General features: G+C 71.6%; 2 protein-coding genes. Both read right to left on the bottom strand.

Annotated elements, in window-relative coordinates; genetic code table 11:
• Positions 1-13: 13 nt before the first annotated feature.
• On the bottom strand, positions 14-9,709 hold the full coding sequence (locus ABGB06_RS29235; protein WP_347594823.1) for an amino acid adenylation domain-containing protein: 9,696 nt from the start codon (positions 9,707-9,709) through the stop codon (positions 14-16).
• Positions 9,702-20,543, bottom strand: coding sequence for an amino acid adenylation domain-containing protein (locus ABGB06_RS29230; RefSeq protein WP_347594821.1), 10,842 nt, complete (start codon positions 20,541-20,543; stop codon positions 9,702-9,704). Before ABGB06_RS29230 ends, ABGB06_RS29235 begins: the two co-directional genes overlap by 8 nt.
• Between the last annotated feature and the right edge of the window lie 436 nt (positions 20,544-20,979).

The following is a 20,979-nucleotide window of genomic DNA, read 5'->3' as shown; positions in this document are numbered from 1 at the left end:
GTGCGCCGGACGCTCAGAGCAGGTCGAACAGCTCCGCCGCGTCCAACTCCTCGCTGTCGCCCTCCTCGACGCTGTGGTCGATGACCTGCGCGAGCGCCTCGACCGTGCGGTTCTGGAAGACCGTCTGGAGCATCAGCGCGATGCCCCACCTCTCCTGGACCTCGGTCGCCATGGAGGCCACCAGGAGCGAGTGACCGCCGAGGCTGAAGAAGTCGTCCCGGATGCCCACCCGGTCCATCTCCAGCAGCGTCGCCCAGAGCTCGGCCAGCACCGTCTCCGTCTCGGTCCGGGGCGCGACGTGGCTCTCGCCCGCCCGGGCCTGCCGCACGATGTCCGACAGCCCCGGCAACGCCTTCCGGTCCACCTTGCCGTTGCCGGTCAGCGGGAACTCGTCGAGCGGCACGAAGTAGGTCGGCACCATGTACTCCGGCAGGTGCTCCAGCAGATGCGCCCGCAGCCCGTCCGGCGTCGCCTCCTGCCCTTCCCCGGTCGTGAGGTAGGCGGTCAGCCGCTTGTCGGCGGACGTGACCTCGTGCACCACGACCAGGCAGGCCCGGACGGCCGGGTGGTCGGCCAGCACGGCCTCGATCTCCTCGATCTCGATGCGGTAGCCGCGGATCTTGACCTGGTGGTCCTTGCGGCCCGCGTACTCGATGACGCCGCCGGCCCGGTACCTGGCCAGGTCGCCGGTCGCGTAGAGGCGACCGGGTCCGAAGGGGTTGGCGACGAAGCGCTCCGCGGTGAGGTCGGGACGCTCCAGATAGCCGCGGGCGAGCTGGACGCCGCCGATGTACAGCTCGCCGACGACCCCGTCGGGGACCGGCGACATCGCCTCGTTGAGGACGTACATCCGGGTGTTCGCCACCGGACGGCCGATGGGCACCGTGGTCGCCCCCGGGACGGTCGCGCACTCCCAGAAGGTGACGTCGACCGACGCCTCCGTGGGCCCGTAGAGGTTGTGCAGGCGGGTGTTCGGCAGGGTCCGCAGGAACTGGTCCTGGACGTCCAGCGGCAGCGCCTCGCCGCTGCACACCACGTGCCTGACGTCGCGGCAGTGCTCGGCGACGCTCTGCTGCGCCAGGAACGCCTGCAGCATCGAGGGCACGAAGTGCAGCACGTCGATCCGCTGCCGCTCCACCAACTCGGCCAGGTAGGCCGGGTCCCGGTGCCCGTCCGGGCGCGCGACGTGCAGATGCGCACCGGTGATCAGCGGCCAGAAGAACTCCCACACCGACACGTCGAAGCTGTAGGGCGTCTTCTGCAGCACCCGGTCGTGGTCCCGCAGGCCGTAGGCGTCCTGCATCCAGAGCAGCCGGTTGCAGATGCCGCGGTGCGACAGCATCGCCCCCTTGGGCCGGCCCGTGGAGCCCGAGGTGTAGATGACGTAGGCCAGGTTGTCCGGGCTCACCTCGGCGTCCACCGGGTCGGGGCTGGTGTCGAGCCAGCCGGCGTCCTCCCCGCCGACGTCGACGAGCCGGATCCCGTGCTCGTTCAGGAAGCCGACCCGCTCCCCGGTCTCGGGTCCCACCAGGGCGATTCCGATCCGGGCGTCCTCGGCGATGAAGGCGAGCCGCTCCCGCGGGTAGTCGGGATCCAGCGGCACGTAGGCGCCGCCGGCCTTGACGATGGCGAGCAGGCTGAGCACCAGATCGAGCGAACGGTGCATGCACACGCCGACCCGGGTCTCCGGGCCCACGCCCTGGTCGCGCAGGGTCCGGGCCAGCCGGTTGGTGCGCCGGTCCAGCTCGGCGTAGCTCAGCTGCTCGTCCTCGTAGGACAGCGCGACGCGGTCGGGCGCCCGGCGCACCTGTTCGGCGAAGAGCTCGTGCAGGGTCACCGGCCGCAGGGCGCTCTCGTCGTGCGTGGCGTTGCGCTCGCCGAGGATCGCGGCCCGTTCCGCGTCCCGCAGCAGGGGGAGCGCCGCGACGGGCGTCCGCGGCTCGGCCAGCGCCGCTTCCACGAGGGTCCGCAGATGCTCGCCCAGGTCGGCGATGGTGTCCCGCTCGAAGAGGCTGGTGCTGTACTCGAAGGTGAACCCCAGCTCACCGTTCCGCTGCTGGATGCTGAGCCCCAGGTCGAACTTCGAGACGCCGATGCCCTCGCCCGTGACGTCGTGGATCCAGGCCGGCTGCTGCCGCTCCTCGGCGACCTCCTCGAAGAGCTTGTCGAGCCCGGTGAACATCACCTGGAACACCGGGTTGTAGCTCAGGCTCCGCTCGGGCCGCAGTTCCTCGACGATCCGTTCGAACGGCACCTCCTGGTGGCTCTGCGCCTCCAGGAGCTTCCAGCGCACCTGCTGGAGCACGTCCGAGAAGGTCGGGTTGCCCGACAGGTCCACGCACAAAGCCACGGTGTTGACCAGGAACCCGATCAGCGGCTCGGTCTCGACGCGGGCGCGGTTGGCGACCGGTATCCCGATCACCACCCGTTCCTGCCCGCTGTAGTGCGAGAGCAGGACGGCGAAGGCGCTCAGCACCGTGATGAAGTGCGTGGTCCGGTGCTCGGCGCTGACCCGGGTGAGCCGCTCGGTGAGCTCCGCCGGCAGGGCGCGGCCGAGGTTGGCGCCCTCGTAGGTCTGCACCGCCGGCCTGGGGTGGTCCGTCGGCAACGAGATCAGCGCGGGCGCGTCCGCCAACTGCTCCTTCCAGTACGCGAGGTGGGGCCGCAGGCGGTCCTCCTCCAGCCACTGCTGCTGCCACACGGCGTAGTCGGCGTACTGGACGGCCAGCGGGTCGGGGACGAACGCGTCGTCCGCCGCCAGGGCGTCGTGGATCCGCAGCAACTCCTCGTTGAGCACGCGGACCGAGTAGCCGTCGACGACGGCGTGGTGCCCGCTGAAGACCAGGAGCGACTCGCCGTCGGACAGGTGGATGAGCAGCGTCCGGAACAGCGGGCCCTCGGCGAGGTCGAAGGTCCGGGTCCACAGCTCCCGGGCGAGCGCCTGCACCGCCTCGGGGCGCCGCTCCGCCGGCTCCGCCGACAGGTCGGCCTCCGTGAGCTCGACGGATCCGGTCGCGGCGATCTCCTGCCAGACCCGCCCCCGGTGCTCCCGGAAGGTGGTCCGCAGCGTCTCGTGACGCGCGACGAGCAGGTCGAGCGCCCGCCCGAGCCGCTCGCGGTCCACCCCGGTGGGCCGGTGCAGCAGCCAGCCGACCGTGTAGAGGGCGCTGTCCGGGTGCAGCCGGTCCATGTACCAGAGCCGCTGCTGGTCGAACGTCGCCGGCACGGGCTCGTCGCGCGCCACCGGGACCAGCGGCACGACGCCGTCCGGGTGCTTCTCCTCCAGCAGGCCGTCCAGTTCGGGGGCCACCTGGGCGACCGTCGGCTGCTCGAACAGCACCCGGACCGGCATCTCGACCTCGAACGTCTGCCGGATGCGGGCCAGCACCCTCACCGCGAGCAGCGAATGCCCGCCCAGCGCGAAGAAGTCGTCGGAGACGCCGACCGGGCCGCGCTCGAGCACCTCCTCCCAGATCGCGGCCAGCCGGGCCTCGGTCGTGGTCCGCGGCAGCGCGCTCGTGGACAGCGCGGGCGCCGGGCCCTCCTCCGGCAGCGGAAGCGCCCGCCGGTTCAGCTTGCCGTTGCCGTTGAGCGGGAGCTCGTCCAGGTAGACGAACGCCGAGGGCACCATGTACGCGGGCAACTGCTCCCGCAGGTGGGCCTGGAGGGACTCGGTGTCCCGCGGCGCGCCCTCCTGCGGCACCACGTAGCCGACCAGGCGCTTGGTCGAACCGTCCGGCTGGGCCAGCACGGCGCAGCCTCGCACCAGCGGATGCTGGTCGAGCACGGCCTCGATCTCGCCGAGTTCGATCCGGAAGCCGCGGATCTTCACCTGGGTGTCGACGCGCTCGACGAACTCGATGTTGCCGTCGGGGAGATACCGGACGAGGTCGCCGCTCTTGTACAGCCGGCCCCCGGGCTCGCCGCCGAACGGGTCCGCGACGAAGTACTCGGCGGTCAGGTCGGGGCGGTTCATGTAGCCGCGGGTCACGCCGACGCCGCCGATGTACAGCTCGCCCGGCACCCCGACCGGGACGGGCTGCATGGACGGGTCCAGGACGTAGAGCCGCACGTTGGTGATCGGGCGGCCGATGTGGATGACGTCGAGGTGCTCGTCGGTGTGCGTTCCGGTGGCGAAGATCGTCGTCTCGGTCGGCCCGTAGACGTTGAAGAAGACGCGACCCGGCGCCCAGGTCCTGATGAGGTCCGCCGAGTACGCCTCCCCGCCGACGACCAGCGTGCGCAGGTGCGGCAGCGGGGGAGTCGTCGGCAGGGTGGCCAACGCGCCCGGCGTGAAGTTCAGGCTCTGGATGGCCCGCTCGGCCAGCACGTCGTGGAGGTCGGTCCCGATCATGCGCGTGTCCCGCGGGGGGATGGTCAACGTGCCGCCGGTCACCAGCGGCATGGCGATCTCCCACACCGAGAAGTCGAAGCTCAGCGAGGCGACCTGGAGGACGTTCTGCGGGGTGTCGAAGCAGGCGTGCCGGCGGATCCACGGCACCACGTGATGGATGCACCGATGGGCGACCATCACCCCCTTCGGCCGTCCGGTCGAGCCCGAGGTGTAGATGATGTAGGCCAGGTTCTCCGGCAGCAGATCCGTCGCCGGCGCGTCCGTCCTCGCGGAGGCGACGGACGACCAGTCGGTGTCCAGGCAGAGCGTGCGCAGGCCGTCGGCCGGCAGCCTCGGCAGCAGGTGCGCCTGCGTGAGCATCAGCCGCATCCGCGCGTCCTCGATGACGAACGTCATCCGGTCGAGGGGGTAGCGCGGGTCGATGGGGACGTAGGCCCCGCCGGCCTTGAGGATGCCGAGCAGGCCGATGATGCCCTCCAGCGACCGCTCCAGACACAGGCCGACCAGCACCTCGGGGCCGACGCCCTGGTCCCGCAGCCAGTGCGCCAGCTGGTTGGCGCGGCTGTTGAGCTCGGCGTAGCTGAGGTGTCCGTCCTCGTGGACCACCGCGATCGAGTCCGGCGTCAGCCGCGCCTGCGCCTCGATCAGCTCGTGCAGGTAGGTCGGTTCGACGTCCGAGGTGGTGTCGGTGCTCCACTCGTCCAGCGCCCGGGTGAGCTCCGCGTCGGTGAGCATCGCGACCTGGGCCAGGGACTTCCTCGGCGAGGCCACCAGCTCGCGGCAGGTCTGCCGCAGGTGCCCGAGCATCGCCTCGGCGGTGTGGTCGTCGAACCGCCGGGTGTCGTAGAGGATGTTGATGCCGATCCGGTCCCCGACGGTGATCACGGCGTTGAGCGGGTAGTGGGTCTGCTCCTTCGAGCCGGTCGCCGCCATGCGCAGCGCCCGCTCGCCGTTCTCGTCCTCGGGGTAGTTCTCGAAGACGAAGAGGGTCTCGAACAGCGGCGCGCCGGCGGGCAGGTTGCTCCACTGCTGGACCTGGCCCAGCGGGCTGTGCTCGTACTGGCGCATCTGCACGTTCTGTTCCTGCAGGCCGTGGAGCCAGTCGAGCACCGAGGCGTGCTCGGGCACCCGGACGCGCAGCGGGAGGGTGTTGATGAAGAGGCCGACCATCCGCTCGACGCCGCGGACCTCGGAGGGGCGTCCGGAGGCCACCGTGCCGAAGACGACGTCCTCCGTGCGGGTGTAGCGGCTGAGCAGCAGCGCCCAGCAGCCCTGCAGGACGGTGTTGAGGGTGAGGCGGTGCTGCTGCGCGAAGTTCTGGAGCTCGGTGGTCTCCGCCTCGCCGAGGTACGCGGTGGTCCACGCCTGCGGGGCCAGCTCCGCCGAGTCGTCGGCGGTGACGTCGACCTCCGCGCGCCTGCCCGTGTTCAGGGGGGTGGGCTCGTCGAGTCCCCGCAGCGTGACGCGCCAGTAGTCCTCGGCCTGCTGCAGGTCCTGGCGCTGGAGCCAGTCCAGGTAGTCGCGGTAGGGCCGGACGGGCGGCAGGTCGGGGTTCTGGTTCCGGGTGAGCGCGCCGTAGCACTGGACGACCTCGCCCAGGAGCAGGCTGATGCTCCAGCCGTCGAGGATCGTGTGGTGGGCGCTCCAGACGAGTTGGTGGTCGTCGTCGGCGGTACGGGCCAGCAGCATCCGCCACTGCGGGGCGTCGCCGGGGTCGAAGCCCTGGGCCCGGTCCCTGGCCAGGTAGGCGTCCAGGCGGGCCTGCTGGGCGTCGGGCGTCTCGGCGCGCCAGTCCTCCGTCCGGAGCGGGACGGGGAGGTCGGCCCAGACCAGCTGGAGGGCCTGGGTGTCCGCCTCCCGGAAGCTGGTGCGCAGGATGGGGTGGCGGCGCATGACCTGGGACCAGCTGCGTCGGAAGGCGTCGACGTCCAGGCTCTGCTCGATCCGCAGCAGCGTCTGGACGTGGTAGAGCCCCTCGCCCTGCGCGTACCGGCTCTGGAACCACAGGCCCTGCTGGATGGGCGTCTGCGGGTAGCAGTCCTCCAGCGGCCGGGCCACCGCGCCGGCCTGCCGCCAGGCGGGCTCGGCTCGGAGCCGGTCGATCAGGTCGTTGATCTGCGGCTGGCTGAGGCCGCTGAGCGGGAGGTCGGACGGGCTGTAGCCCTGGACGTCGGGGTTCCTGGCTTCGTCGGTGAGCGCCCGGAGCGCGTCGAGGGCGTGTTCGGCGACCCGTCGGATGGTGTCCTCGTGGTGCGCGGCCTCGCTGTAGGTCCAGGCCATGTGCAGCCGGTCGTCCTCGACGCGGCTGACGATGTCGATCAGGTAGGGGCGCCGGTTGTCCGGATGCGTGTCGGGGCCCGCCCTGCCCGAGGAGGCGGCGAAGCTGCCGGCGAGGGAACCGTCGAACCGGCCGAGGTAGTTGAACGAGACCTGCGAGGCCGTCCCGCGGCCCAGCGCGGCGCCCTCCACGGATCCGCCGTGGGCGAGGAGGCCGTAGCCGATGCCGTGGCGGGGGCGTTGGCGGAGGAGTTCCTTGATCCGCTTGAGTCCCTCGCCGAGGCCGTCCGGAGCCGGGACCGGCAGACGGAGGGGGGAGACGGTGGTGAACCAGCCGGTGGTGCGGGAGACGTCGAGGTCGTCGAAGAGGTCCTCGCGGCCGTGTCCCTCCAGGTCCACGCGCACATGGGAGCCCTGGGCCCAGGTTCCGAGGGCGGCGGCGACGGCGGTGAGCAGGACGTCGTTGACCCGGGTGCCGAACGCGGCGGGCAGGTCCCGGAGCAGGGCGCGGGTCTCCTCGGCGGTGAGCACCGCCTCGTAGGCGCGGCTGCCGCCGATCGTGGTGTCCTGGTCCCGCTCCGGACCGTCCGTGGGCAACGCGTTGACCGGTGCCTCGGTCTGCTCCCGCCAGTACGCGAGTTCGTCGGTGGTCGTGCTGCCGTGCGCCTCCTGCCGGAGGCGGGCCGCCCATTCCTGCCAGGAGCTGGACTTCGCCGGCAGCGCCGGCTCCCGGCCGTGCCGGGCCTGTTCGGCCAGGGCACCGAGATCCTCCAGCAGCACCCGCCAGGACACCACGTCGACCACCAGATGGTGCGCGACCAGCAGCAGCCGGTCCCCGCCGTCCTCCGTTCCGGTGAAGAGGGCGGCGCGGAGGAGGGGTGAGCTGGTGAGGTCGAGGTCGGACTGGGTGCGCTGGGCGATGTCCAGGAGGCGGTGTTCGCGGTCGGCGGGCGGGACGGTGGAGAGGTCGTGCACCTCCCAGGGGAGGGCCTCGGGCGGGCCGGTGATCTCGGCGTGCCAGTCGGTCCCGTCGTGGTGGAAGCGGGTGCGGAGTCCGTCGTGGTGCTCCAGCAGCCGCCGGATGATCTCCTCCCACTGCCCGGCGGTGAGGTCGGCGTCGACCTCGACCAGGAGCGACTGGTTGAAGTGGTGCGGGTGGGCGAAGTCCGCGTTCAGGAACCAGCTCTGGATCGGCGTCAGTTCGACCGGGCCGGTGACCAGTCCCTGTTCGGCCTGGACGCGCGGGGCGTCCTGCTGTTCCACCACCGGGGCGAGTTCGGCGATGGTCTGCTGCTGGAAGAGCTGCTTGACGGTGAAGTACAGGCCCTGCTGGTTGGCCTGGAAGATCACCTGGAGGCTGAGGATCGAGTCGCCGCCCAGCGTGAAGAAGCTGTCGTAGACGCTGACGGGTTGGTCCAGGCCCAGGACGTCCTGCCAGATTCCCGCCAGCTGCTCCTCGACGGGGGTGCGCGGTGCGACGTACTCGCGTTCGGTCGCGGCGTGGCTCTCCCAGGAGAGCGCGGCCAGGGCCTTGCGGTCGACCTTGCCGTTGGGGTTCAGCGGCAGGCTGTCGAGGGGGACGAAGACGCCGGGGACCATGTAGGCGGGCAGGCGTTCGCCCAGGAACGCCTGCAGGTCGGCCGCGGCCACGGGGGCGCGGGAGACGACGTAGGCGACGAGGCGTTTGGCGGAGCCGTCCTGATGGAGCAGGACGACGGCGTTGCGGACGTCGGGGTGCTGGGCCAGCACGGCCTCGATCTCGCCGAGTTCGACGCGGAAGCCGCGGATCTTGACCTGGTCGTCGACCCGGCCGAGGATCTCGATGTTGCCGTCCGGCCGCAGCCGGGCGAGGTCGCCGGTCCGGTAGAGGCGGCTGCCCGCGGCGTCGCTGAACGGGTTGGCGAGGAACACGTCGGCGGTCAGGTCGGGCCGCCCCAGGTACCCGCGGGCCAGGCCGGCCCCGCCGATGTACAGCTCACCCGCGACGCCCACCGGGAGCAGCTGTTGCCGGGAGTCGAGCACGTACAACTGGGCCCCGCCCAGGGGCCGGCCGATGTGCACCCGGTCCAGATCCGGCGTGTAGCGGGCGAGGCACACGCCGACCGTGGCCTCGGTCGGTCCGTAGCCGTTGAAGAAGGCCCGGCCGGGGGCCCAGAGCCGGACGAGGTCGAGCGGGCACGCCTCGCCACCGACCGTGACGCAGCGCAGGAACGGCAGCGACTCCACGGGGAGCGTGGACAGCGCGGACGGCGTCAGGCTGATGTTCTCGACGGCCTGCTCCACCAGGAGCTCGGCCAGATCGGCGCCCATCATCTGCAGATGGGGCGGCGGCAGCACCAGGGTGCCGCCGGAGAGCAGCGCCGCGGAGAACTCCCACACGGAGATGTCGAAGCTCAGGGACGTGCCCTGGAGCACCCGCTGCGGGGTGTCCAGGCCGTAGTTCTCGTGCTGCCACTGGGAGAGGTGACGGAAACCGCGATGAGTGACCTGGACACCCTTGGGCCGGCCCGTCGACCCGGACGTGTAGATCACGTACGCCAGATCGTCGGGCGTGCCGCCCGACGCGGGGGCCGTGTCCGGCCACTTCTCCAGCTCGGACCAGATCTCCTCCACGGCCAGCACCGCCGCGTCGGACTCCGGCAGCAGTTCGAGCACCGACCGCTGGGCCAGCACGATCGGCAGCCCGGCGTCCGTGACCATGTACTCCAGGCGGTCCCGCGGATAGGTGGGGTCCAGCGGCACGTAGGCCGCGCCGGACTTCAGGATCGCCAGCAGGCCGACGACCATCTCCACCGACCGCCGCATGCACAGGCCGACCAGGCTCTCCCGGCCCACGCCCCGGTCCCTGAGGAGATGGGCGAGCCGGTTCGAGAGCGCGTCCAGGGCCGCGTAGCTCAGCTGGCAGTCACCGAACGCCACCGCCACCCGGTCGGGAAACCGGCGCGCCCGGCCCTCGAACAGCTCGTGCCAGGACGTCGGCCGCGCCGCCTGCTGCCTGATCTGCTGGAGCCGAAGGCGCAGGAGTGCTTGCTGCTCGGCAGACAGGTTCGCGACTTGCTGGGGAAGAAGTTCAGTCATGGTTCTCACTCGTCTCCGTAGCCGGTGAAGCACCCAAGATCTGAGCCTGAAGATCGCCTGGCGACATGCCCTGAACCTCCGCGACGAGCCGCTCGAGGAGCTCACGCTCCTCGGGGCTGCTGATCCCCGCCGCGAAGGCCGAGAGGTCGACGTCGGGATCGATCACCGTCTCCTCGGGCGGGGAGACCCCCTGCCGAAGGATCTGCGAACGTTCCTCCTCGGTGAGGAGGGTGATCTCGCTGAGCCGCATCCCCGGGTCCCCGGCGATCTGGGAGCAGATGCTCCGGAAGTGGCCGAGCAGGCGGTCGATCGCGTCCCGTTCGAAGCGCCCGGTGTCGTACTGGACGGTGATCTGCAGGACCGGGCCGGGAACCATCGCCACCACGCCGAGCGGGTAGTTGATGCGTTCCTCCGCGTGGACCAGGTCGAAGCGGAGGGTGGCGGCGTCGTCCCTGTCCACGGGGTAGTTCTCGAAGACGAAGAGGGTCTCGAACAGGGCGGCGCCGGCGGGCAGGTCGCTCCACTGCTGGATCTGGCCCAGCGGGCTGTAGTCGAACTGGCGCATCCGCACGTTCTGTTCCTGCAGGCGGTGCAGCCATTCCAGCGCGGAGTCCCGGTCGGGCACCCGGACGCGCAGCGGCAGGGTGTTGATGAAGAGGCCGACCATCCGCTCGACGCCGCGGACCTCGGAGGGGCGTCCGGAGGCCACCGTGCCGAAGACGACGTCGTCGGTGCCGGCGTAGCGGCCGAGCAGCAGCGCCCAGCAGCCCTGCAGGACGGTGTTGAGGGTCAGCCGGTTGGCCTGGGCCAGCTCGTGCAGCCGTTGGGTGTCCTCCTCGCCGAAGGCGACGGTGACCTCGGCCTGGTCGGCCAGCCCGGAGGGCGTCGTGCTGCCCGCGACGCCGTGGCGTTCGGTGCTGAGCGGGGTGGCCTGCTCGACCCCCCGGAGGGTCTCCCGCCAGTAGTCCTCGGCCTGTTGCAGGTCCTGGCGCTGGAGCCAGGCCAGGTAGTCGCGGTAGGGCCGGACGGGCGGCAGGTCCAGGGGGCGGTCGTCCCGGGTCAGGGCGCCGTACCAGCGGACCACGTCGTTGAGGATCAGGCTGATGCTCCAGCCGTCGATGATGGCGTGGTGGGCGCTCCAGACGAGCTGGTAGGACTCGTCGGAGGTGCGGACGAGGAGGAGTCGCCACTGCGGCAGGTCGTGCGGGTCGAAGCCCCGGGCGCGGTCCCGCTCCAGGTAGGAGTCCAGACGGGCCCGCTGCCCGTCGGGCGTCTCGGCGCGCCAGTCCTCCACCTGGAGCGGGACGCGGCTGTCGTCCCAGACCAGCTGGAGGGCGTCCTTGCCCTCCGTCGTCCAGAAGCTGGTGCGCAGGATGGGGTGGCGGCGCATGACCTGGGACCAGCTGCGCCGGAAGGCGTCGACGTCGAGGCTCTGCTCGATGCGGTGGATCATCTGCACGTGGTAGACGCCCTCGCCCTGGGCGAACTGGCTCTGGAACCACAGGCCCTGCTGGATGGGCGTCTGCGGGTAGCAGTCCTCCAGCGGTCGCGGCCGGCGGCCCGCCCGCCAGGCGGGCAGGGCTCGGAGCCGGTCGATCAGGTCGTTGATCTGCGGCTGGCTGAGGCCGCTGAGCGGGAGGTCGGACGGGCTGTAGCCCCGGACGTCGGGGTTCCTGGCCTCGTCGGTGAGCGCCCGGAGCGCGTCGAGGGCGTGTTCGGCGACCCGTCGGATGGTGTCCTCGTGGTGCGCGGCCTCGCTGTACGTCCATTCCAGCCGGAGCCGGTCGTCCTCGACGCGGCCGATGATGTCGATCAGGTAGGGGCGCCGGTTGTCCGGATGCCAGTCGGGGCCCGCCCTGCCCGAGGAGGCGGCGAAGCTGCCGGCGAGGGAACCGTCGAACCGGCCGAGGTAGTTGAAGCTGAGCTGCGCCGGCGCGGCGGCGGACAGCCCGGTGTCCGCCGCGCCGTGGGCGAGGAGGCCGTAGCCGATGCCGTGGCGGGGGCGTTGGCGGAGGAGTTCCTTGATCCGCTTGAGTCCCTCGCCGAGGCCGGTGGGGGAGGGGACCGGCAGGCGGAGGGGGGAGATGGTGGTGAACCAGCCGGTGGTGCGGGAGACGTCGAGGTCGTCGAAGAGGTCCTCGCGGCCGTGTCCCTCCAGGTCCACGCGGATGTGGCTGTTGTCCGTCCAGGTTCCGACCGCGGCGGCGACGGCGGTGAGCAGGACGTCGTTGACGCGGGTGCCGAACGCGGCGGGGACGTCCTGGAGGAGGGCGCGAGTCTCCTCGGCGGTGAGCACCGCCTCGTAGGCGCGGCTGCGGCCGATGGTGTTGTCCTGGTCCGGGCCGTCCGTGGGCAGGGGGTTGACCGCGGGTTCGGTCTGCTCCTGCCAGTAGGCGAGTTCGTCGGTGGTCGTGCTGCCGTGCGCCTCCTGCCGGAGGCGGGCCGCCCATTCCTGCCAGGAGCTGGACTTCGGCGGCAGGGCCAGATCCTCGCCCCGGCGCAGCTGGGCGACGAGCGTGCCGAGGTCCTCCAGCAGCACCCGCCAGGACACCACGTCGACCACCAGATGGTGCGCGACCAGCAGCAGCCGGTGCGTGTGGCCCCCCGGGCCGGAGAACTTGTGGTCCTCCGACCCGGTGGACCTCTGATCCTCCGAACCCGAGAACTTGTGGTCCTCTGGCCCGGCGGACGTCTGCTCGCGCGCGCCGGTGAAGAGGGCGGCGCGGAGGAGGGGTGAGCTGGTGAGGTCGAGGTCGGACTGGGTGCGCTGGGCGATGTCCAGGAGGCGGTGTTCGCGGTCGGCGGGCGGGACGGTGGAGAGGTCGTGCACCTCCCAGGGGAGGGCCTCGGGCGGGCCGGTGATCTCGGCGTGCCAGTCGGTCCCGTCGTGGTGGAAGCGGGTGCGGAGTCCGTCGTGGTGCTCCAGCAGCCGCCGGATGATCTCCTCCCACTGCCCGGCGGTGAGGTCGGCGTCCACGTCCAGCACCAGCGACTGGTTGAGATGGTGCGGATGGGCGAACTCGTGGTCGAAGAACCACCGTTGGATCGGGGTCAGTTCGACCGGGCCGGTGACCAGGCCCTGTTCGGCCTGGACGCGCGGGGCGTCCTGCTGCTCGACGACGGGGGCGAGTTCGGCGATGGTCTGGTGCTGGAAGAGCTGCTTGACGGTGAAGTACAGGCCCTGCTGGTTGGCTCGGAAGATGACCTGGAGGCTGAGGATCGAGTCGCCGCCCAGCGTGAAGAAGCTGTCGTGGACGCCGACCGGCCGGCCCAGGCCCAGCACCTCCCGCCAGATTCCCGCCAGGCGTTCCTCGACGGGGGTGCGCGGCGCGACGTACTCGGCCTGGCTGGTCGCGTGGCTCTCCCAGGAGAGCGCGGCCAGGGCCTTGCGGTCGACCTTGCCGCTGGGGTTCAGCGGCAGGGACTCCAGCGGGACGAAGACGCCGGGGACCATGTAGGCGGGCAGGCGTTCGCCCAGGAACGCCCGCAGGTCGGCCGCGGCCACGGGGGCGCGGGAGACGACGTAGCCGACGAGGCGTTTGGCGGTGCCGTCCTGGTGCAGCAGGACGACGGCGTTGCGGACGTCGGGGTGCTGGGCCAGCACGGCCTCGATCTCGCCGAGTTCGACGCGGAAGCCGCGGATCTTGACCTGGTCGTCGACCCGGCCGAGGATCTCGATGGTGCCGTCCGGCCGCAGCCGGGCCAGGTCGCCGGTCTTGTACAGCCGACTGCCCGCGGCGTCGCCGAACGGGTCGGCGACGAAGACCTCGGCCGTCAGCTCCGGCCGCCCCAGATACCCGCGGGCCAGGCCGACCCCGCCGAGGTACAGCTCACCCGGAACCCCGGTCGGGACCGGCTCCATGTGCCGGTCCAGCACGAAGGCCCGCATGTTGTCCAGGGGCCGGCCTATCGGCACCGCGGCCGGCACCTCCGCCCCCGGCTCCATCGGGTGGCAGGTGGCGAACGTCGTGGTCTCGGTCGGCCCGTAGACGTCCACCACCACCAACTCGGGGCAGGCGGCCCGCACCCGCCGCACCGCCTCCGCCCGCACCGGCTCCCCGCCGGTCCACACCTCGCCCAGACCGGCCAGGCATTCCGGATCCTCCTGCGCGAACAGGTGGAAAAGCGCCGTGGTCAGGAACACCGCCGTGATCCCGTGGGGCGGCACGACATCCCGCAGCATGGCGGGCGTCACCGGCCCCGGCGGTGCCACGACCGCCCTGCCACCGGACAGCAGCGGCGCCCACAGCTCGTACGTCGACGCGTCGAACGCCTGCGGCGAGTGCAGCAGCACGCATTCGTGCCCCTGGGCGAAACGGCTGTCCAGGGCCAGCGTCGCCACGTCCGCGTGGGTGACGGCCACGCCCTTCGGCCGGCCCGTCGACCCGGAGGTGTACATCACGTAGGCCAGGTCGTCGGAGGTGTTCCCGGCGGCCGGAGGCGTGTCCGGCCAGGAGTCCAGCTCGGGCCAGACGTCCTCGACGGCCAGCAGCAGCGCGTCCGACTCCGGCAGTGCCGCGAGCTCCGAGCGCTGGGCCAACACCACGCGCAGTCCGGCGTCCGCGCCCATGAACGCCAGGCGTTCCCGCGGATACGACGGGTCGAGCGGCACGTAGGCCCCGCCCGCCTTGAGGATGGCCAGCTGGCCGACGACCATCTCCAGGGATCGTGGCACGCAGAGGCCGACCAGGCTCTCCCGGTCCACGCCCCGGCTCCTGAGGAGATGGGCGAGCCGGTTGGACAGCTCGTCCAGGGCCGCGTAGCTCATCCGGCGGTCGCCGAACTCCACGGCGGTCCGGTCGGCGAACCGGCGCGCCCGTTCCCCGAAGAGCTCGGGCAGCGGCGCCGGCGTGCGGGTGTCCTCGTCGCGGGTCCCGTTGCCCTGTTCCAGGATGCGCCCGCGTTCGGCCTCCTCGACCAGCGTCAGCCGCTGGACGCGCCGTCCGGGGTTCGCCAGCGCGGAGCGCAGCAGCGTCTCGAAGTGGTCGGCCATCCGCGCGACCGTCCGCTCCTCGAACAGGTCGGTGCTGTACTCGAAGGCGAAGTGCATCCCCTCCGGGGCGGCCTGGACCATGAGCGTGAGGTCGAACCGGGCGACGCCGACGCTCATGCCCTCCTCGATGAGGGTGTGCATCCACGGCTGCGGCTGGCTCAGCGCCGAGGCGTGGTCCAGGAGCGGCAGGCTCTCGTCCGCGAACATCACCTGGAAGATCGGGTTGTGGCCCAGGCTGCGGGTCGGCCGGAGCGCCTCGACGATCCGCTCGAACGGGATCTCCTGGTGGCTCTGGGCGTCGAAGAGCTGCCTGCGGACCTGGACCAGCACCTCCTCGAAGGTGGGATCGTCGCGCAGGTCGACGCGGATGGCGACCGTGTTGACCAGGAAGCCGATCATGGATTCCAGCTCGGCGCGGTTGCGGTTGGCGATCGGCACGCCGATGACCACGTCGTCCTGTCCGCTGTAGCGGGAGAGGAAGACCGCGAAGCTGCTGAGCATGGTGATGTAGTTGGTCACCTGGTGCTCGCGGCTCAGCTGCGCCACCCGCTCGGTCGTCTCGGGGGACAGCCGCCGCCTCAGGAAGTCGCCCCGGAAGCTGCGTTCGTCCGGCCGCGGGAAGTCGGTGGGCAGCGCCAGCACCTCGGGGGCCTCGGCGAGCTGCCCCTTCCAGTAGTCCAGGTGGAAGGCGAGCCGGTCCTCCTCCAACCAGCTCTGCTGCCACACCGCGTAGTCGGCGTACTGCACGTCGAGGTCCGGCAGCGGGGAGGGCGCCCCGTCGACCAGGGCCCGGCAGATCTGGAGGAACTCCTGGCCGAAGAGGCCGATCGAGTAGCCGTCGAACACGGTGTGGTGGGCGCCGAGCGCCACGACCTGCTCCGTCTCGGACAGCCGGACGAGCCGGGCGCGCAGCAGCGGTCCGTGCCGCAGGTCGAAGGGCTGGTCCCACCACCGGCGGATCTCGGACCGCGCCCGCCGCTCGCACTCCTCCTCGGGGAGCGCGGAGAGGTCGAGCACCGGCAGCTCGGCCTGCCAGTCCTCGGCGACGACCTGCCAGACCTGGCCGTCCGTCTCGTGCAGGGTGGTGCGCAGCGGTTCGTGGCGCCGCAGCATCTCGTGCAGCGCCGCGCCGATCGTCTCGGGCTCGACGAACGTCGGCAGCGGGATGAGCCAGTTGACGGTGTACGACGTGGTTCCGGGGCTCAGCCGGTCGATGAAGAAGATCCGCTGCTGGTCGAAGGTGGCCGGCAGCGGACCGCCGCGCGGCGCGGGGGCGAGCGGCCGCACCTCCAGCGGCTGGAGCTCGTCCTGCCGCCGCTGCACCTCGCGCGCGACCTCGGCGATCGTCGGCAGGTCGAAGAAGAGGCGAACGGGCACCTCCAGCGCGAACACCTGGCGGATCCGGGTGACCAGCTGCACGGCGATCAGCGAGTGCCCGCCCAGCTCGAAGAACGTGTCGAGGACGCCGACGGGCGCCCGGCCCAGGGTCTGCTCCCAGACGGAGACGAGCAGCGCCTCGGTGGTGGTGCGCGGCGGCACCCGGGTCGCCGGCTCCGACGCGGCCGCGGCCTCGGGGAGCAGCAGCGAGCGCCGGTCGAGCTTGCCGCTGGAGGTGACGGGCAGCGCGTCGAGCGCGACGAGTTCCGACGGCACCATGTAGCCGGGCAGCCGCTCGGCCAGGTAGGCGTGGAGTCGCGGCATCAGCAGGTGCTGGATCTCCGCCTTGAGTGGCTGGTTGGCGTAGCCCGCCCAGTCGCCGGACTCGGGCGCCGATCCGGTGACGAACTCCTCCGCGTCGGGCCCGTGGTCGACTCCGGCGCGGCTCAGCAGCACGGTGAAGGCGCCGTCGGCACCGTGGCGGCCCCAGTCGATGCGCGCCTCGTAGCCGAGTCGTTCGGCGAGCTCGTGGACGTCCTCGGGGTCGACGCCCCGCGCCTCGCGGGCGTGCGCCCGCCAGGCCTCGACCGTCTCCAGACCGGACTCGCCCTTCAGCCAACGCAGCGTGTGCGCGGCCTCCTCGACGCGGGCGTTCGGGACGTTGCGCAGCCGGAGCCGTTCGGGCCGGTCGCCCACCAGCGCGTCACGCAGCCCGGACAACGTCAGCGCCTCGGCGGCCCAGTCGAGCTCCGGGATCCGCGACCCCGGACCGCCGGCCGGGGCCCCGGCCGGCGGAGACACGTGGAGCACCACCTGGTAGCGGAACATCGACAGCTCGTTGCGGTGGCGGCCGCGCTTGGGGCGGATCTCGACCCGGGAGACGCGGCCGGTGTGGGCGGCCCAGTCCCGGAAGAACACGGGGTCGAGGGTCAGCTCCTCCTCCTGCCGCACGCGGTGCTGGACGCGCTGCCACAGCTGCTGGCGGGTCATGGACTCGGGCGCGCGGCTCGCCTCCACGCTGGCGTGGAAGGCGTCGAGCAGCGGGAGGCTGCGCACGTCGCCGACGATGATCCGGCCGCCGTCGGAGACCCGGGCGAGCGCCCCGTCGAGAACCCTCAGGAGGTAGTCGATGTCGGGGAAGTACTGGATGACCGAGTTGATGACGACGGTGTCGACGGGCTCCAGGTCCAGTTCGTCGAGGCGGTCCGCCTCCCGCTGGTGCAGGACGACCGCGTCCCGGAGCTCCGGGCGGGCGTCGAGGCGGCCGCGGACGGACGCGAGGGCCGCGGAGGAGAAGTCCGTGCCGTAGTACCGCTCACAGCCCGGCGCCAGCGGGAAGAGCAGCAGCCCGGTGCCGCAGCCGATCTCCAGGATCGCGCGCGGGTCGTGGCCCGCGACCAGCGCCACCGTGTCCTCCTGCCAGGCCCGCATCTCCTCCCGCGGGATGGGCTGGCCGGTGTAGCTGCTGTCCCAGCCGGAGAAGTCGTGACCGTCCTCGGTCGCCGCCGCCGCGTTCGCGTCGAACGCGTCGTACACCTCGCGCCAGTGGTCGATGCGCTTGCCGGCCAGGGACCCCGGGTCCTCCTCGCCCTGCACGGCCGCGTGCGCGCGCTGCGGATGCAGCACGACGTACGACACCAGCGACCGGTCGCCCAGCGCGGGGACACCGCCCGGTCCGTCGGGGCCCGGGGCGGTTTCCCGGACGATCGTCGCCGCGTCCTGGACGGCGGGGTGTTCGCTCAGCACGCTGTCGATCTCGCCGAGCTCGATGCGGTAGCCCCGGATCTTGACCTGGGAGTCGGTGCGCCCGAGGAACTCCATGTTCCCGTCGGCCCGCCACCGCGCCATGTCGCCCGTCTTGTAGATGCGTGCGCCGGGCGTGGCCTGGAAGGGCGAGGCGAGGTACTTGCTCGCCGTCAGCTCCGGCTCCCGCGCGTAGCAGGAGCTCAGGCAGATGCCGCCGATGTAGAGGTCGCCCGGCACGTCGATCGGACACGGGCGCAGGCTCTCGTCGAGGACGTAGTAGCGGGCATTCGTGATGGGCCTGCCGTACGGGATGCTCGTCCAGGCGGGATCCACGGCGCCGATCGGGAAGAAGTTCGACCAGACCGTCGCCTCCGTGGCCCCGCCGAGGCCGACGACCTGCACGCTGGGGAACGCCGCCTTCATCACGTCCGGCGAATGGACCGGGATCCAGTCCCCGCTCATGAAGATCAGGCGCAGGGAGCGGGACACGACCTCGTGCGCGCCCTCGCCGTTCGTGGGGAGGAAGGGCACGAGCTGCATCAGGGCGGCCGGCGCCGAGTCCCAGAACGTGACGGGCTCGTCCGCGAGGTACCCCAGCAGGTTCGCCGGCTCCTGGACGTCCTCGCCGGACGCCACCCGGATCGACCCGCCCGCGGCGAGGATGCCGAAGACGTCGTAGACGGACAGGTCGAAGGTCAGCGAGGTGATGAAGAGGATGCGGTCGTCGGGGCCCACCGAGAAGGTGTTGTTGACCCACTCGATCAGGTTCACGGCCGGGAAGTGCGCGACCGTGACGCCCTTGGGCGTTCCGGTGGAGCCGGACGTGAAGATGATGTACGCGATGTCCTGCGGGCTCCCGCGCAGGGGGAGGTTGGCCGTGGGCATGGCCGCGAGCTCGGTGGACGCGTGCACCGCGGGGCGGGAGTCCGTGGGCGGCGCCTCGTTCTCCGCCGGGTCCGCGGGTGCGTCGTCCAGGCACACGACGTGTGCCAGGTTCGGCAGCGGGTCGGCGGTCAGCAGGCGGGGCACGAGCGTGTGCTGGGTCAGCACGCAGCCGATGGCCAGCGAGTCGATGATCCAGTGCCACCGCTTCACGGGCGCGTTGGCGTCCAGGGGGACGTAGCTGGCGCCCGTCTTGAGGATCCCCAGCAGCGCCGGGACCATCTCCGCGGAGCGCTCCATCAGGATCGCGACGTGGTCGCCGCGTCCGACGCCGAGCCCGCTCAGGTGGTGGGCGATCTGGTTGGCGCGCTCGTTGACCTCGCGGTAGGTCCAGCGCTCGTCCCGGAACAGCAGGGCGAGCGCGTCGGGGGCTTCCTCGACGCGCCGCTCGAACAGCTGGTGGATGCACAGGTCCCCGGAGTACGGCGCGTCCGTGTCGTTCCACTCGTGGACCAGTTGGGAGAACTCCGCGGGGGTGAGCAGGGTCAGTTCGCCCAGCCGCGCCTGGGGCCTGCGCACCAGATCGGTCAGGATCTCGCGGAGGTGGCCCGCCATCCGCTCGACCGTCCGCGGCGCGAAGCGTTGGGTGTCGTGGTGGATCGTGAGGGTGAGGCGCTCCCCGGGTGTCGCCACCACGCTCAGGGGATAGCCGGCGTGGCTCTCCTCCCAGCGCCTGGTCATCCGGAGCGGGCCGGCCGCGGCCCCCGTTTCGTGGTCCTCGACGGTCAGGACGGTGTCGAAGAGCGACTCGCCCGAGCCGATCCCGCTCCACTGCTGGACCAGCAGCAGCGGGCTGTACTCGTGTTCCTGGATCCGCTGGTACTGGTGCTCCAGGCCCCGCATCCACTCCGCCCAGCCCTGGGCGGGTGGCACGGCGACGCGCAGCGGGAGCGTGGCGATGAGCAGCCCCACCATGTCCGCGACGCCGGGGAGTTCGGCGGACCGGCCGGGGGTGGTGACCCCCATGACCACCTCGTCGGTCCCCTGGTAGCGGCTCAGCAGGAAGGCCCAGGCGCCCCTCACGAGCGTGGCCAGCGTCAGCTCCGCCCGTTCGCCCGCGGCCCGCAGCGCGGCGGTCTCCCGCTCGTCCAGCTCCAGGGAGACCTGGGCGTACGCGGCCGGCGGCGTGTCCGCCTCCGGGTCCTCGTCGACGGGCGGCCTGAGTTCGACGGGGAGCGGGCTGGCGGACGGCGCGGCGCGCAGCGCGTCCCGCCAGAAGTCCTCCGACCGGCCGACGTCCTGGCCGCCCAGCCAGTCGACGTACTCCCGGAACGGTGTCACCGGCCGGTCCTCGACCGGTCGCCGCGCGGTCAGGCACGCGTAGGCCCGGGCGACGTCGTCCAGCACCCGCGCCTGACTGCGTGCGTCGAGGAGGATGTAGTGAAAGCTCCAGAGGATCTGGTACCGCGCGTCCTCCAGGCGGGAGACGTGCAGCCGCCACAACGGGGCCTCGTCCAGGGCGAAGCCGCGCGCGCGGTCCCGCTCCAGCAACGCCGCCAGCTCGTCCGGCCGCCGCTGCCCGGCCGAGGCCCGTCGGTCCTCGTACGCGAAGGGCACGTCGAGGTTCTCCCAGACGGTCTGTACCGGCTCGTCGCCCGGCCGCTCGCGGAAGCAGGTCCGCAGCGCCGCGTGTCGGTGCATGACGTGCGCCCAACTCCGGCGCAGTGCCTCGACGTCCACGTCATGCGTGACCTCGAGCACGACCTGCGCATGGTAGAGCCCGGTTCTCTTCCCATGGCGGGACTGGAAGAGGATGCCCCGCTGAGTGGGTGTCATCGGGTAGGAGATCTCGACCCGACCGTCTCCGGAGAATGCGGGGAGGTCTCGCTCTGATTCGCGAAAAGTGCTCAAGGCAGCAGTCCTCTGAAATCAAAGGTGATGTGCGTTTCCGGACATGACTAAGGAAGACGACGGCGTGCCGGAGGAAGACAGGCATGCCGTTGTCTTGTGACGGTCTCCATCGACCGTCCCGGGTCCTCGTGCCCGTTGACGCAGCCGATCACGGCGAGTCAGGATTACGCCCGGTTTAACCGGTCGTTAACGGCCAGGCGGAAAAACCGGACGTTCCGGTAACGGGCCGTTGGCGTGATCAGTCTCGGGGCGGAACGGTTGCCCCGGAACCACGCTCCGAATGCGCGTTCGGCGAGCCGGACGTGCGTTTTCGGCGGGGTTCTCCCCGATCGCGGTGAAGCTGCGGATGCAGATGGGATTC

The sequence above is a fragment of the Streptomyces sp. B6B3 genome (genome assembly GCF_039871525.1).
Lineage (GTDB): Bacteria > Actinomycetota > Actinomycetes > Streptomycetales > Streptomycetaceae > Streptomyces.
Note: the sequence above shows the minus strand (reverse complement) of the source record. Positions and strands in the feature narration are given on the sequence as shown.